General features: G+C 74.2%; 12 protein-coding genes and 1 pseudogene. 7 read left to right on the forward strand and 6 right to left on the reverse strand.

The window, feature by feature from the left end; all coding sequences use genetic code 11:
• Positions 1 to 81: 81 nt before the first annotated feature.
• Entirely contained in the window at positions 82 to 1,326 is a 1,245-nt protein-coding gene (locus ACWERV_RS00275; RefSeq protein WP_452926758.1) for a glycosyltransferase family 4 protein, read from the forward strand.
• 292 nt (positions 1,327 to 1,618) lie between these two features.
• Here ACWERV_RS00275 and ACWERV_RS00280 read toward each other — a convergent pair whose 3' ends face one another.
• Positions 1,619 to 2,254, reverse strand: a complete 636-nt coding sequence (locus ACWERV_RS00280; RefSeq protein ID WP_452926761.1) for a TetR/AcrR family transcriptional regulator — start codon at positions 2,252 to 2,254, stop codon at positions 1,619 to 1,621.
• An 80-nt stretch (positions 2,255 to 2,334) separates the two neighbouring features.
• Between ACWERV_RS00280 and ACWERV_RS00285 the strand changes: the two genes are divergently transcribed.
• Positions 2,335 to 2,724: a Dabb family protein gene (locus tag ACWERV_RS00285; protein WP_452926764.1), complete on the forward strand. Its 390-nt coding sequence runs from the start codon at positions 2,335 to 2,337 to the stop codon at positions 2,722 to 2,724.
• Between the two features lie 107 nt (positions 2,725 to 2,831).
• Here the strand turns inward: ACWERV_RS00285 and ACWERV_RS00290 are convergent.
• Positions 2,832 to 3,047, reverse strand: a pseudogene (locus ACWERV_RS00290) (hypothetical protein); the annotation flags it as partial.
• Between the two features lie 24 nt (positions 3,048 to 3,071).
• Entirely contained in the window at positions 3,072 to 3,698 is a 627-nt protein-coding gene (locus ACWERV_RS00295) for a TetR/AcrR family transcriptional regulator (protein ID WP_452926767.1), read from the reverse strand.
• A 15-nt stretch (positions 3,699 to 3,713) separates the two neighbouring features.
• Between ACWERV_RS00295 and ACWERV_RS00300 the strand changes: the two genes are divergently transcribed.
• Positions 3,714 to 4,526, forward strand: coding sequence for an alpha/beta hydrolase (locus ACWERV_RS00300; RefSeq protein ID WP_452926770.1), 813 nt, complete (start codon positions 3,714 to 3,716; stop codon positions 4,524 to 4,526).
• Positions 4,527 to 4,571: 45 nt separating this feature from the next.
• On the opposite strand, the gene ACWERV_RS00305 is transcribed toward ACWERV_RS00300, so the two are convergent.
• Entirely contained in the window at positions 4,572 to 5,192 is a 621-nt protein-coding gene (locus ACWERV_RS00305) for a TetR/AcrR family transcriptional regulator (RefSeq protein WP_398176314.1), read from the reverse strand.
• Between the two features lie 113 nt (positions 5,193 to 5,305).
• Entirely contained in the window at positions 5,306 to 7,039 is a 1,734-nt protein-coding gene (locus ACWERV_RS00310) for an MFS transporter (RefSeq protein WP_452926772.1), read from the reverse strand.
• Between the two features lie 281 nt (positions 7,040 to 7,320).
• On the opposite strand from ACWERV_RS00310, the gene ACWERV_RS00315 reads away from it, so the two are divergent.
• From ACWERV_RS00315 to pcaB, 4 genes are all read left to right on the forward strand, one after another.
• A complete protein-coding gene (locus ACWERV_RS00315) occupies positions 7,321 to 9,213 on the forward strand; it encodes an LCP family protein (RefSeq protein WP_452926775.1) in 1,893 nt (630 codons plus the stop codon).
• Positions 9,214 to 9,581: 368 nt separating this feature from the next.
• Complete coding sequence (locus ACWERV_RS00320) at positions 9,582 to 9,911, forward strand: hypothetical protein (RefSeq protein WP_452926777.1); 330 nt, start codon at positions 9,582 to 9,584, stop codon at positions 9,909 to 9,911.
• A gap of 482 nt (positions 9,912 to 10,393) precedes the next feature.
• Entirely contained in the window at positions 10,394 to 12,382 is a 1,989-nt protein-coding gene (locus tag ACWERV_RS00325) for an FAD/NAD(P)-binding protein (protein WP_452926779.1), read from the forward strand.
• Positions 12,383 to 12,401: 19 nt separating this feature from the next.
• Entirely contained in the window at positions 12,402 to 13,793 is a 1,392-nt protein-coding gene (gene pcaB, locus ACWERV_RS00330) for a 3-carboxy-cis,cis-muconate cycloisomerase (protein WP_452926781.1), read from the forward strand.
• Positions 13,794 to 13,908: 115 nt separating this feature from the next.
• On the opposite strand, the gene ACWERV_RS00335 is transcribed toward pcaB, so the two are convergent.
• On the reverse strand, positions 13,909 to 15,354 hold the full coding sequence (locus tag ACWERV_RS00335) for a collagen-binding domain-containing protein (RefSeq protein WP_452926784.1): 1,446 nt from the start codon (positions 15,352 to 15,354) through the stop codon (positions 13,909 to 13,911).
• Positions 15,355 to 15,432 lie beyond the last annotated feature (78 nt).

Consider the following 15,432-nt stretch of genomic DNA (forward strand, 5'->3'; position numbering starts at 1 on the left):
TCAGCCGGAGTTTGGTATTCGCACAGTTTTTGCCTAGGTTCGGGGGTCAGGCGGTGGAGCGAGGTGTGGGGGAGCGCAGGCGTGAAGATCACGTTCTTGATTCATGACCTTTACGGGCTCGGCGGGACCAACCGGACGACGCTCAACCTCGCCGCCGCGTTCGCCGAGCGGCACACCGTGACGATCGTGTCCGTGCGTCGGCACCGCACGGAGCCGGAGTTCGAGATAGACCCGCGCCTGACGGTCGTGCCGCTGGTGGACGCGCGGTCGGGGTCCGACGACCGGGCCGACCCGCTGACGGCGCAGCCTTCGACGGCCTTCCCGCAGGCCGAGAAGCGGCTGCACCAGTACAGCCGGCTCATCGACCGCCGGGTCGAGGAGTATCTGCGCGACTGCGACGCCGACATTGTCATCGGCACCCGGCCCGGCCTCAACGTCTACCTCTCGCGCTTCGGCCCGCCCACGGCCCTGCGGATCGCGCAGGAGCACCTGACGTTCGAGAGCCACGGCCGAAAGCTGCGCGCGCAGTTCGCCCGCTTCTACCGGCGGCTGGACGCCCTGGTCACCATCACCGAGGCGGACGCCGCGGTCTACCGGGCGCGTATGAGCCTGCCCGGCCTGCGTGTGCTGGCGATCCCGAACTCCGTGCCCGACATCGGTGTCCCGCCCGCGGACGGCACCGCCAAGGTCATCGCCGCCGCCGGGCGGCTGGCCCGCGGCAAGCGGTACGACCTGCTCATCGACGCGTTCGGCGACGTCGCCGCCAAGTACCCGGACTGGACGCTGCGGATCTACGGCGTCGGCCCGGAGAAGGCGGCGATCCAGCAGATCATCGACGACCGCGGGCTGAGCGGCCGGGCGGTGCTGATGGGGGTCGTCTCGCCGATCGAGGGGGAGTTCGCGAAGGCGTCGATCGTGGCGTCCGCCTCGGAGGCGGAGTCCTTCGGCATGACGCTCGTCGAGGCGATGCGCTGCGGTCTGCCGGTCGTCTCGACCGACTGCCCGCTCGGCCCCGCCGAGATCATCACCGACGGGGTCGACGGCCGCCTGGTGCCCGTGGGCGACCGGGACGCGCTGGCCGCCGCGCTGCTGGAGCTCGTCGCCGACGAGTCCGCCCGGCGCCGGATGGGCCGGGCCGCGCTCGAATCCGCGCACCGCTACGACCCCGAGCGCATCGTCGCCGCGTACGAAGCCCTTTTCGCCGACCTCGACGCCTCGCGCCGCTCGCGCGCCTTCGCCCGGCAGACCGCCCGCGTCCGCCACTCGGTAACCCGTACCCCCGCCGCCGCCCTGCGCCGCGCGGCCCGGCGGCTGCGCCGCGGCTGACCCGCCACAGCGGGCCCTGACACCTGAGCGGGGCCCGCCGCTCTCAGGCGAATCCGGGGGTCGAGGAACATCCGTGCAGAGCTGCTGACGGCCGAGTGCGACGACCGGGCCCGCCGGCGACTCGGGCACCGGCAAGTCGCACCTGTTGATCGCAGCTTCCGAGGTTCTCCCGACGAGCAGGACTCCCCAACGACTTGCCGACGACGAACACTGATCCTCCGGGAACAGCGGCTGCCGCCTCTTCGAGCACCGGGGTCGCCCGCCGCACGATCGTCTGTAACTGCTGGCCGCCCTAGGCGCGGTCCGCCCCATAGGCGCGCAGGAAGACCTCCACGGCCGCGTCTGCGATCGCATCCGGGTCGGCGTCGGGCCGGTACTCCAGTGGGCCGGTGAGCAGGGCGAGGAGGTGCTCGGCGGCAAGCTCCGGGTCGCACGGGCGCAGGCGGCCGACGAGCGCCAGGCGGGCCAGTCGGTCAGCGAGCGCGGACCGTATCCTCAGGGCCGTGCGCTCGCGCACGCTCGCCGCCAGGCCGGGGAACTGCCCCGACTCGGCACTTGCCAACCGCCACACCGCGCGCGCGTCTTCGTCACGGCAGGCCCGCAACAGGTCGCGGGTCGCGACCCCGAGCGCGGCGCGCGGGTCACCGTCCGCCGCAACCTCCCGCAGCTGCTCGACGATGGCGACGCCCCGCGCGCCCACCCGGTCGGCGGCGGACTCCACGGCCTCGCGGTAGAGGCTCTCCTTGTCGTGCAGGTGGTTGTAGACGGTCGGCTTCGCGACGCGTGCCTCCTGCGCGACCTCCTGCACGCACGTCTGCGCGTAGCCGCGCCGCGCAAACAGCGCGAACGCGCTGTCCAGGATCGCCTGCCGCCGATCGTCACGCCCACGAGGCCTGCCGACGCTGCCGGTTGACACTTCTGAACCCATGGGTTCAGTCTAATGCTGAACCAGCTGGATCGGATTTCTGAACCGACCAGTTCAGTCAACCTGAAAGGGGTGGGGCGGACGTGATCGTCCACATGCTGCGTTTCTCGTTCAAGGAGACCGCGACAGAGGAGGAGCGCGAGCACGTGCTCGCGGTGATGCGGCGCACGGCCTCGGTGGAGTCGGTGTCGTTCTCGACGGTGGGCCAGAACCTCGACGACACCGACGGCTTCACCCACGCCTACTGCGTGGGAATCGCGGACCTGCCGGCGCTGCGGCGCTATATGCACGACCCGGTCCACCTGGCCGGCGACCCGGAGATCATGCCGCACCTCGCCAGGCTCGCCATCGGCCCGGACCTGTCCGACGACATGACGCCCACGCTGGCACGGGAGATCCTCGCCCTGCACGACGAGAAGGTCGCGCTCTACCCGGGGTGGGCCGCCGAATTCGGCCCACTGCTGGCGGCCTAGCTGACGCTGTGGCCGAGAAGGTGCGGCCAGAGCACCAGTGAGTCCTGAGCCGTGCCGTCCAGCCCATCCGCCACAGGGTCTTCTCGCGCAGGTGGACGTCGCGGCGGGCTGCCCCACAGCAGCTCCAGCGTCTCGCCGATCTCGTCGTCCGCGACGGCGCCGAGCGGGCGGCCCTCGCCGATCCGCTCGGCGGTCTTCCCGACGGCGATGCCGTAGTTCCGGACGGTGTTCGGGTGGGTGAGCGAGCCGAGGAAGGCGTCGACGGCCGTCCGGACGGTCAGCGCGAAGACTTCACCACCGCGCTGGGGCCGACGGACCGTCAGCCGCTCACCAGCGGCGATCCGGGCTCAGCGCACGATCCGGGATGGATGTTCCGCAAGCCCGAATCCCCGCTCCAGCGCGTCCAGCGCCGCCCCCGCCGCCGCCCGGACGTCCGCCCCGACGCGCTCCGGCGGGTGGTCCGCGACCAGGCCGGACTGGGCGACGTCCTGCCGCAGCGCCAGCGTGCCCGCCGCCAGCGCACCCCACGCGCGCGAGCCCACCGCCTCGGCGAGCGGGTGCGACCACCCCTGGGTGAGGGCGGCCCGGCGTACGGTCAGGGCGGGGGAGTCGCGCTCGCAGCGCGCCCACACCCGCATCGCCTCCCAGGTCGCCGCGTCGACCGTGTCCCAGCGGCAGGGCCCGGCGAGGAGCGGGCCGTCGAGGACGAGCGGGCGCAGTGCCGCGGTGGCGGCGGCGGGCGTGAGGCCGCGGACCGTCGTGACGAGGTGGTCGAGGACGGCGGGCTCGGTGTCGAAGAACAGCTCGTCCTTCGCGCCGAAGTAGTTCGTCACGGTCTTGACGGACACCCCGGCGGCCGCCGCGACCTGCGCGAGCGTGACGTTCTCGAAGCCCTGCCGCTCGAACAGCCGGGTCGCCTGGTCCGAGATCCGCTGCCGGGTCTCCGCCTGCTTGCGCTCCCTCAAACCTGCCATGGTAGAAATATTATCATGATGGAAACTTTCGAGACCGCGCTGGTCTCAGGCTCCTTCCATGCCGCCTCCGCGGACCGTACGGTCGACTACCGCGTCCTGCTCCCCGCCGACCGCGCCCCCGGCGAGCGGCTGCCGCTCGTGCTCCACCTGCACGGGGCGAGGTCCTCGGCGGCGTCCCTGGAGCTGCTGCGGCCGCTCTACGACGCGGCGGTCGGCCGCGGCGACCTCCCGCGCGCGGTCGTCGCGTGCGTGAGCACCCCGACGCAGGGCGGCTTCTACATCGACGGGCCCGGCGGGCGCTGGGAGTCGGTCGTCGCCGCGGACTTCCCCGCCCATCTCGCCGCGCACCTCGGGCCGCTGGGCCCGACCGCGCTCCTCGGCTCGTCCATGGGCGGCTACGGCGTGCTCAAGCTCGCCTTCGCCGAACCCGAGCGCTGGGCGGCCGTCGCCGCGCTCTCGCCCGTCGTCTTCCCCGGCGAGACGCCGGACGGCGTCCCGGCCCGCGCCCTGCCCTCGCTGCTCGGTGAGCTGCACGCGGCGATGTCGCTGGGCAGCGGCGACCCCGCCGTCTACACGGCCAACAGCGTCCACGGGCGGGCCCGCGCGCACGCCGACCGCATCCGCGCCGCCCGGCTCCCCGTCCTCGTCGACTGCGGCGGGGCGGACGAGTTCGGCCTGCACGAAGGGGCGGAGTACCTGCACGGGGTGCTCGACACGCTCGGCGTCGCGCACACCTACCGGCTGGTGCCCGGCGCCGGGCACGTCGGCCCCGAGGCGGACGCGCGCACGGCGGACGCGATCGCCTTCGTGGGGCGGGCGCTGCGCTGAGAGCCGCCGGACCGGCGGGCGGTACGGGGGCGGTACGGGGCCGGGTCAGCCGGCCAGGTAGCCCTGGACGGCGCGTCCGATACGGCCGACGACGTCCTCCAGCGGCGCGTCGCACAGCGGCGGGATGCGGTAGACGTACCGCACGAGGGCGGCGCCGATGAGCTGCGAACCGGCGAGTTCCGCGCGCAGTTCGGCGTCGTCGCCCTCCAGCATCGCGCCGACGCGCGCGATGACCTCGCCCCGTACGAAGTCGCGGAGCACCGTGGCGGCGGCCTCGTTGGAGGCGGCCGAGACGAGCATCGCCTGGAAGGGGTGGCGGCGCTCCGGGTCCTCCCAGATGCCGAAGAAGTACGCGGCGAGCGCGTGCCCGAGGCCGTCCGCGCCGCTGCCCCGGCCGCCCGCGGCCAGGACGCGTCCCACACCCTCGTGCGGCTGCACCGCACCGTCGAGCACCGCCTTGAACAGGCCGTCCTTGCCGCCGAAATACTGCACGATCAGCGACGGGTCGACGTCCGCGGCCCGTGCGACCGCCCGCACGCTCGTCGCCTCGTAGCCGTGCGCGAACTGCTCGCGCGCCGCCCGCAGGATGTCCCCGCGGGTGTCGGCGTCGCCCCCGCGCCGACCCCCCTTGCGCCGGGCGGGCGGCTGGGGGGCGGAGGTGGGCACGGCGAGAAGTATAGGCGGGGCCGGTGAGGGCCCGGCGGCTCGCGGAGCGGCGGGGGCCGGTGACGGCCCGGGAGTCCGCGGAGCCGCGGGGGCCGGTGACGGCGGCTCGGGGGTCATGCCGCCGGGAGGGTCGAGACGTCTCCGCCGCGGACCCGCGGCAGCGCCGCCACCAGCAGGAAGGAGAGGGCGAAGACGCCCACCTGCCAGCCCAGCGCCTGCTGGAGCGTGCGGCTGAAGTCGTGCCGCCGGGCCTGCGGCAGGGCCTCGGCGAGGACGGCCCGCCGGACCGCCGCCCGTACGTCCGCGGGGGCGGCCGCGGCACGGGCGTCCATGCGGGCGCAGCTCGCGGGGGTGGCAGCGGGGTCGGTGGCGTGGGCGCGGTCGGTGAAGCAGGCGGTGAAGCCGGTGAGCACGTCGCGCTGCTGGTCCGCGGTGAGGTGGGCCGCGGTGAGCCGCTGGCGCAGCTCCGGGGTGACGGCGTCGACCGAGCGCTGCGCGTTCCCGCCGAGCAGGCCGAAGAAGACGACACCCGCCACCGCGATGCCGAGCGCCGCGCCGACCTGCTGCGCGGTGGCCAGCACGCCCGAGGCGGACCCGGCGTCGCGCTGCGGCAGCCCCGCGGTGATGACGCCGGTGACGGGGGCGAGGAAGAGCCCGGCGCCGACGCCGGCGACGGCGAGCGAGGGCAGCAGCTGGTAGCCGTGCAGGCCGGTGCCCGCGGCGTGCAGGGTGAGCAGCACGCCGGTCATGCCGGCGACGAGCAGCGCGGTGCCGAGCGAGAGCGTCCGGGTGCCCAGGCGGCGGACGGCCGCGCTGGAGCGGGCCGAGGCGAGCGCGACGAAGACGGCGAAGCCGAGCGTGACCGTGCCCGCGCCGACCGCGCTGTAGCCGAAGCCCGCCTGGAGGGTGAGGATGAAGAGGAAGAAGAAGCTCGGGATCCCGGCGAAGAAGACCAGGTTGACGGCCAGGCCGACGCTGAAGGAGCGGCGGCCGAAGAGTCCGGGCCGGATCAGCGGGTCGGCGTCCACGTGCCGTCCGAGCCGCCGCTGCTGCGCGGCGAAGGCGCCGAGCACGGGCACGCTGAGCGCGAGCAGCACCCACGCCCACACCGGCCAGCCCTGGTCGCGGCCCACCACGAGCGGCAGCACCAGCAGGAAGAGCCCGCCGGTGACGAGCAGCGCGCCCGCGAGGTCGAGGCGGCGGCCGCGGTCGCCGTACGTCTCGGGGAGGATGCGCAGCGCGCCGACGAGGGCGAGGGCGCCGATGGGCAGGTTGAGGTAGAAGATCGCGCGCCAGCCCGTACCGAGGACGTCGGCCGCAATGAGGGCGCCGCCGAGGACGGGCCCGGAGATGGTCGCCAGGCCGATCGAGGCGCCGTACGCGCCGAGCGCCTTCGGGCGGCTGCGCTCGTCGTACAGGCTCTGGATGATGGCCAGGACCTGCGGGAACATCAGGCCCGAGCACATGCCCTGCACGAGCCGCGCGACGACGAGGGTCGTGGCGTCCGGCGCCGCGCCGCACAGCGCGGAGGTGAGGACGAAGCCGAGCATCCCGATGAGGAAGAGGCGGCGCCTGCCGTGGCTGTCGCCGAGGCGGCCGCCGGTGACGAGGGTGCAGGCGAAGGTGAGGCTGTAGCCGGCCAGGACGAGCTGCACGGTGCCGAAGCCGGCGCCGAGGTCGTCCTGGATCGACGGGATCGCGACGGTGACGATCGTCGTGTCGAGCAGCTGCATGAAGACGGCCGAGAGGACCACCACCAGCGCGAGCGCGCGGTGGCCGCGCCTGGCGGCGAGCCGGGCGCCGGCGGCGGTGACTCCGTCTCCGGCGGCGGGAGTTGCGGCGGACATGGATAACTCCTCGCGTGTTGAGTTCTTTGTGCCGCGCAGAACTCTACGCTTGTTGAGTTTCTTGTCAACGGCTCGGACGCGACCGGTGCCGCAGGGGGGCGGACGGGGCGCGGGCGGCGGCCCGGACGTACGCAACGGGTGCGGTTGTGGGGGAAGTTGGGCGCGAATGATCAACCGGCCTACAACTTTCGGCCGTCCGTGACCGTCTTACCGGGTGTCGGCGGACTGTCCCGCCCGGCCGCGCCACGGGCGAACGCCCATGACATGGGGGATGGTCACGGATGTACGGCGACACGACGGAGGGCGGCGGCCCCTGGCCGGACGGCGGTACGGGCGCGGGTCCCGGACACGGTTACGGGCCCGGTTACGGCCCCGGTCCCGGCCCCGGCGCGGACACCGGCTACTCAGGCCGTCCCGGGCACCCCGGCCGTCCCGACCCCTCCGGCTACCCCGGCTATTCCGGTCACCCCGGCGTCCCCGGCCCGCGCCATCCCGAGCCCGAGCCCGAGCCCGAGCCGGAGCCGGAGGCGGAGTCCGGGGGCGACGGCCCCGACCACGGCCACGGCTCCCATGACGGCGACGGGCCGCAGCCCGGCGTCACCCCGCAGCCCGGCGGCGGCCACCGCCGGGGCGGCGCCCGTGGCCGGAAGAAGCCGGTCAGCCGCCGCCGCAAGGTCCTCAAGTGGACCGCCATCGGCACCTGCGTCGTCGTCCTCGGCACCGCGGGCGCCGCGTTCGGCTACTACGAGTACCTCGCCGGCAAGATCCAGAAGGGCGAGCGCGTCAGCGGCAAGAGCACCGTCCACAAGGCGAAGGCCAACGCCGACGGCACGAGCGCGATGAACATCCTCATCATCGGCTCCGACAACCGCGACGACCCCGAGGACGCCAAGCTCGGCGGCGCGAAGGACGCCAAGGGCGAGCGCGCGGACGTCATCATGATCGCCCACCTGTCCGCGGACCGCAGCAACATGTCGGTCGTGAGCATCCCGCGCGACACCCGGGTGCAGATACCGGAGTGCACCGATCCCAAGACGCACCACGTGTACGCGCCGACGGAGGACATCATCAACGCCTCCCTCACCCGCGGCGGCGCGGGCTGCACGCTCGCGACCGTGCAGAACCTCACCAAGGTCTACATCGACCACTGGATGATGATCCGCTTCCACGGCGTGGTGGACATGGCACGGGTCGTCGGCGGCGTGGACGTCTGCGTGGAGAAGCCCGTCTACGACCACCCGACGCCTCAGGCCCCCGGCACGTCCCACCTGCTGCTGAAGAAGGCCGGCAAGCAGACCATCACCGACCCGGAGATGGCGCTCGCCTGGCTGCGCGCCCGGCACCCCTTCATGGACGACGCGGGCCGCGCCAAGGCCCAGCACATGTACATGAGTTCGCTCATCCGCAAGCTGCGCGGCGAGAACCTCTTCAGCAACCCGTCCAAGCTCAACGACATCGCCACGACGGCGATGTCGGCCTTCGTCGTCTCCGAGGAGATCGGCACCCCGAAGAAGCTGTACGACCTGGGGATGCAGCTCAAGACCGTGCCGCCGGACCGCATCACCATGGCGACGATGCCGCACGACGCCGACCCCGAGGCCCCCAAGGCCCACTACATCCCGTCCAAGGACGCCGAGACCGTCTGGGCGATGCTGCGCAACGACACCGCGATGGACGCCAACGGCAAGCCCAAGTCCACCGTCTCGCCGACGACTTCGCCCAAGCCCTCGGGCCCGCCCGCGGCCGCCCCGGCGACCGTCGCCGTCACCGTCGTCAACGGCACGGCGGGCAACGCGACCGGTCAGGCCGTCCCGGGCCGCGCGGGCGACATCGCCGACGCGCTCAAGGCGGCGGGTTACACGCAGGCGGACTACGACAAGCAGGCCGCACCCAGCCCCGCCACGACCGTCACCTACCCGACGAGCGGCGGCGCGCAGGCGAAGGCCGACGCGACGGCGGTCGCGGGCGCCCTCAAGATCCCGGTGAGCGGAGTGAGGGCGAGCGCCGACGCCGAGCACATCACCCTCACGGTCGGCGCGGACTGGCGCACCGGCACCGATTACGCGAAGACCGCCCCCAAGGCGGGCGGCATCCCGAAGTCCGCCCAGGTGGTCAACGGCGCCGAGGAAGGCTGCATGCCGGTCTACTGGCCGTACGTCTACCACGGCAAGTAGGCCCCGCGGGCCCGGCGTTCACCGCGCGCGGGCCGCGTCGCCGACTACGGGGCGGAACGACCCCCTCGGCTTCGGCCTCGACCGCGTCCTCGACGGCGTCCAGGCCCTCGTCGACCGGGCCCAGGACGTGTCCTGGGCCCGGTCCGCCGTGCGCGCCGGAGCGCGCGCCGGTCGCGCCTGTGACGGGTGTGCCTCCGCAGACTTGTTCATGGCTGAATCATCTGGGGCCGGATCCGGTCTGATGGGCGTATGGTCATTTGTCCGGTCGGCTGCGCGGGGGCGCACCGGCCGTACCAGCGGCGGAGCGCCGGGGGAGGCCGCACACGCCCGTCCGCGGAGGGGGACTCATGACAGGGGGGCGACGGGAGATGGACGACGGAAGACGGGACGAAGAAGGCCGGCTCGCCGAGGTCCTCGACGAGCTGGCCGGCCGAACCGGGCTCCCCGTGGGGGAGGCGGACGTCGGCGGTGCCGACGACCACTGGCCGCTGTACGAGGCGGCCCTCGCCGACCCGGCCAACCACGCGCTGCTCTTCGAGGCGGTCTGGTTCGAGCCGGACCAGAACGTCGCGCTGAGCGTCGTCCTGCGTGTGCTCGGCGGGCTCCCCGAGGATGAGCAGGCACGATGGGTCGCCCAGCTCCGCTGGGAGTACGCCCGCGAATACGCTCGCCGCTCCGCACACGGGGCCCTCCGCTGACCCCCACGCGGGGTGCGCATGCCGCGCCGGGCAACCACCAGGGGCGCGGGGAACTGCGCGAGCAACCCACCACCGGCCGGTGGTCCGGATCGGACCGAAGAGACCCTTTGGGTCGGTATCCGACCCGCGCCCCGATGGGGGCTGGGGGCACCTCCCAGGCGAAGCTCTGGGGGAGCGCAGTTCCCCGCGCCCCTGAAAACGCTCGCCCGGCGCGGCACGCGCGACCTCCCCCGCGCGGCAGCGCAAAACGTGCCCGGCGCGGCTCGCGCGGGTGGGAAACGGGTGGCGCGAGGGGGGCTACCAGCGCGCCAAGGGCGCGGATAGTGCGCGGCAAGGCGGCAGACCAAAGGTGGGCGTAGTCCGTAAAGTTATGCACTCACCTGGGAGAGGAGCTGGCCCGGATGACGTACTCCGGGGGCGAACCGCGGCCCGGCGGAACGGCGGGGGCGGGGGGCCCGGCGCGCGGGTTGGAGGTGTGCGTCGTGGGGGCCGGCCCGCGCGGCCTCTCACTGCTCGAACGGCTCGTGGCCCGTGAGCGGCGGCACCCGCGGTGGCAGCGGCTCACGCTGCACGTCGTGGATCCGGATCCGCCGGGCGCGGGCCGGGTGTGGCGGCTGGACCAGTCGCGGCATCTGCTCATGAACACCGTCGCGAGCCAGGTCACCGTCTTCACGGACGCGAGCGTCAGTATCGAGGGGCCGTTGGAGCGGGGCCCGAGCCTGTACGAGTGGGCGAAGGCGCTCGCCGACATCGCGGACGCGTCGGGTGCGACGGGACCGGACGACGCGGCGCTGTGCGAGGCCCGTGCGCTCGGGCCGGACACGTATCCGACGCGCGCGCTCTACGGGCAGTACCTGACGTGGGCGTTCCGGCACGTCGCGGCGGACGCCCCCGCGCACGTCCGGGTGCGGGTGCACGCGTCGCGGGCGGTCGCGCTGGACGACGGGGACGGCGCCCTCGGCCCGCACGGGCCGCAGACCGTCACGCTGGAGGACGGCACCCGGCTGACCGGCCTCGGCGCGGTGCTGCTGGCGCAGGGCCATGTGCCGGTCCATCCGACGAGCACGGAGCGGGAGTTGGCGGCGTTCGCCGACCGGCACCGGCTCACGTACGTCCCGCCAGCGAATCCGGCGGACACCGACGTGTCGGCGGTCGCGCCCGGCGAGACGGTGCTGCTGCGCGGCCTGGGGCTGGGCTTCTTCGACTACATGGCGCTCTTCACGCACGCCCGCGGCGGGGTGTTCGAGCGCAGCGGCGGCAAGCTGGTGTACCGGGCGTCGGGCAAGGAGCCGCACATGGTGGCGGGTTCGCGCCGCGGTGTGCCGTACCAGGCGCGCGGCGACAACCAGAAGGGCGCGCACGGGCGTTACACCCCGCGGCTGCTGACCGCCGAGTACGTCGCGGCGCTGCGGACCCCGGCCACCGCGCGGGAGCCGGTGCGCTTCGGCACCGGGCTGTGGGCGCTGATCGCGATGGAGGTGCAGTGCGTCTACTACGAGACGCTGCTCGCGCACCGTGAGACCCCGGCGGTGGCGGCGGACTTCGCGGCCCGCTACCTGAACGCCGCGCCCGGCGAGGACCAGCGGCGGCTGCTGGACGAGGCGGGGATCGCCCCGGCGGACCGCTGGGACTGGGAGCGGCTCGAACGCCCCTACGGCGCACCGCAGTTGCGGGACGCGGCCGCCTTCCGGGCGTGGCTGCGCGGCTATCTGGACGACGATGTGCGCAAGGCCCACGAGGGCAATGTGGACGGGCCGTTCAAGGCGGCCCTGGACATCCTGCGCGACCTGCGCAACGAGGTGCGGCTCGCGGTCGATCACGGCGGGCTCGACGCGGCCTCGCACCGCGACGAGCTGGACGGCTGGTACACCCCGCTCAACGCCTACCTGTCGATCGGGCCGCCCGCCTCCCGGATCGAGGAGATGGCCGCGCTCATCGACGCCGGGATCCTGGACGTCACCGGTCCCGGCCTGCGGGTCGGCATCGCGGCGGACCCGGCGGACGGCGGCCCGTGCTTCGTGGCGACCTCCACGGAGATCCCCGACGTGCGGGTGCGGGCCACCGCGCTGATCGAGGCCCGGCTGCCGGACATCGACCTGCGCCGTACCGCCGACCCGCTGATGACGCACCTGCTGCGGACCGGCCAGTGCCGCACCTACCGCGTCCCCGGCACGGACGGCACGGACTACGAGACCGGCGGCCTCGCCGTCTCCCGCCGCCCGTGCCGCCTGCTCGACGCGCACGGCGCCGCGCACCCGCGGCGCTTCGCGTACGGGGTGCCGACGGAATCGGTGCACTGGGTGACGGCGGCGGGCATCCGCCCGGGGGTCGGCTCGGTGACGCTGGAGGAGTCCGACGACATCGCCGCGGCCGTCCTGGCGCTGCCCGAACCCGGACTCCCGCAGGGCCGGTTGCCGGAGCCGGCCGACAGGCGCGACCGTACGGTGAAGACCGCCGGGACACCGGGATGACGGGACGAGGAGAGCGCGCATGAGCTACGGGGAGCACCAACCCGCCTGGGTCGACCTGGGGTTGCTCTCGCCGGTACGGGCCGGTACCCCCGCCGAGGCCGCGGTCGGCGACGCCGCCTGGCTCCAGGCGATGCTGGACGCCGAAGCGGCGCTGGTACGGGCGCAGGTGCGCTGCGGTACCGTGCCCGCGGCCGCCGCCGAGGCGATCACGGCGGCGGCGCGGGCCGAGCACCTGGACGCCCGCCATCTCGCGCTCGCCGCACGGGAGACGGCCAACCCGGTCGTCGGACTGGTCGCCGCGCTCACCGCCGTGGTGGCACAAAGGGCGCCGGACGCGGCGGAGTTCGTGCACCGCGGCTCCACCAGCCAGGACATCCTGGACACCGGTGCGATGCTGGTCGCCGCGCGGGCGCTGCGGCTGATCCGCGCCGACCTGCACACGGTCGCCGACACCCTCGCGGTGCTCGCCGCCGAGCACCGCGACACGGTGATGGCCGGCCGCACCCTCGCCCTGCACGCCGTGCCCACCACCTTCGGGCTGAAGGCCGCGGGCTGGCGGCAGTTGGTGCTGGAGGCGGCCGAGCGGATCGGCGCGGTCGCCGACCGCGGGCTGCCGGTGTCGCTGGGCGGCGCCGCGGGCACCCTCGCGGGCTACCACCAGTACGCGGGGGAGGGCGCCGAACCGGCCGCCGTGCTCGACCTGGTGGCCGCCTTCGCCGCCGAGACGGGCCTGGCCGTGCCCGCCCTGCCCTGGCACGCGCTGCGCACCCCGCTCGCCGACCTCGGCGCCGCGCTCGCGCACACCACGGGCGCGCTCGGCAAGATCGCCGCGGACGTGCTGGTGCTGGCCCGCACGGAAATCGCCGAGGCCGCCGAGCCGGGCGGCGTGGGCCGCGGCGCGTCCTCCGCGATGCCGCACAAGCGCAACCCGGTGCTGGCCACGCTCATCCGCTCGGCGGCGATCCAAGTGCCCGCGCTCGCAGGCGTGCTGGCGTCCTGCCTGGTCACGGAGGACGAGCGGTCGGCGGGCGTCTGGCACGCCGAATGGCAGCCGCTGCGCGAGTGCCTGCGGCTGACGGGCGGGGCCGCGTACACCGCGGTCGAGCTGGTGCGCGGCCTCACCGTCCACCCGGAGCGGATGCGCGCCAACCTCGCCGCGACCGGCGGGCAGATCGCCTCCGAGCGCGTCTCGGCGGTGCTGGCCCCGGCCCTCGGCAAGGCCGCGGCGAAGGAACTGCTGGGCGCGGCCTCGCTGCGCGCCGCCGCCGAGGGCCGTCCGCTCGTCGACGTTCTGGCCGAAGAGCCCCGGCTCCAGGGCCTGCTGGACGCGACGCAACTGGCCTCCCTGCTGGACCCGGCGAACTACACGGGCGCGGCAGGCCCGTTGGTGGACCAGGCCCTCAAGAGCTGACCCCTGCCGGGGACCGGTGGCGGGACCTGGCGCGGGACCTGCGGCCCGTGGCCCGCCACATGTGCGGAGCCGCGGGCCGCGCCGGTATCCCGTACGCGGTGGCGGTGTGCGGGCCTCAGCCGCCGTAGCCCTGCCCGTAGATCGGCGGCTTGGTGCTCGGCGGGCAACTGGTGGACGGGGACGGGCTCGGCTTACGGGTGGGCGGAGCGGTGGTGGGGGGTGTGGTCGGGGGTGTGGTGGGGGGAGTCGTGGGCGGTGTGGTCGGGGGTGTGGTGGGGGGAGTCGTGGGCGGTGTGGTCGGGGGTGTGGTGGGGGGAGTCGTCGGGGGTGTGGTCGGGGGTGTCGTGGGCGGTGTGGTCGGGGGTGTGGTGGGGGGAGTCGTAGGGGGTGTGGTCGGCAGGGTCGTGGGCCCGGTGGTGGGCGGGGTGGTCGGTGGGGTCGTCGGCGGGACGGCGCCGCAGTCGATCGAGGCGTCGAAGGGGAAGTTGTGGATCTCGCCCGCGTTGACCCAGGTGCCATCGGCGAGCTGCGGGCCCGCGGTCAGTCGGCGTACGACGATGTCGCCCTCGATGTTGGAGGCGTCGGTGTCGGTGAGGTGGGCGCGGGGGGCGAAGATCGTGCCTTCGAGGCTGTCCCCGGTGGCGAGATCGATGTCCGTGGCGTCGGGGAAGTCCCAGAGCATGTACGGAGCCTGGTCCCCGTCGACGCCCGCGAGCGTCGGTACGTCCCACGTGTACTGTCCGCCGGTGGCCGTGGTGTCCACGACGACCAGGAAGGGCGTGTCGGCGGTCGGCTGGTCGCGGAAGGTCAGGGTGCCGATGCGGTTGAGGTCGTCACCGGTGACGTGCAGGACGTTGGTCCGCCCGGGGACGAGGCGGACGTACGCGTTCGTCCCGGCCGGGAAGCCGGACTGCGGGTCGAGCGGGTCGCCGTTCGAGTCCTCCAGCACCACGTTGGCGTCGCACGTCGCCATCGCGTCGGCGCGGGCGCGGTAATCGGCGAAGAGCGTCGTGAAGTCGATGAGGCCGGGCTTCGGGGCCACGGAGGCGGGCGGCTGGTCGGTGGTGAGCTGGATGCGGGGGGTGGCCCCGTAGCCCGCGCCTTCCGGGACGACCTGGGTGCTGACGCTCGCGCCGTTCGCGTCCCGGTCGAGGACGTCCACGCCGGTGGGGTCGCCGATCTTGACGTAGCCGTTGTTCAGTACCTGGAGCACCCCCGCCGGGTCGCTCGCTCCGGGCAGCACACGGCCACCGACCAGCAGCGCGGTGGGCTGCGCGTCGCCGTCGTCGACGAAGGTGCCGGTGGTGTGCAGCGCGACGTTGTAGCCGGGGCCGAAGGACAGGTCGCCGCCGAGGGCGACCGTCCCCTCGGTCTCGGTGGTGCCGAGCAGGGCGTCGTGCTCGACGACGGTCCCGAAGCCCTGGTTGCCGACGACGGGGTTCCCGACGGCGCGGGTGGCGGCGACCGCGGCGGGAACGGAGGGCATGGCGACGAGCCCGGCGACGGCGAGACCGCACGTGCACACGGTGAGACCGGCGGTGACGAAGAGTGGTTTGCGCATGCCCGCGACCGTAGGCAGCGGGCATCGCGAACCCTCCGGACCGGCCGGGGGCACGCCACCCGTACATCCGATCGGCGC

Source organism: Streptomyces sp. NPDC004031 (assembly GCF_053604375.1).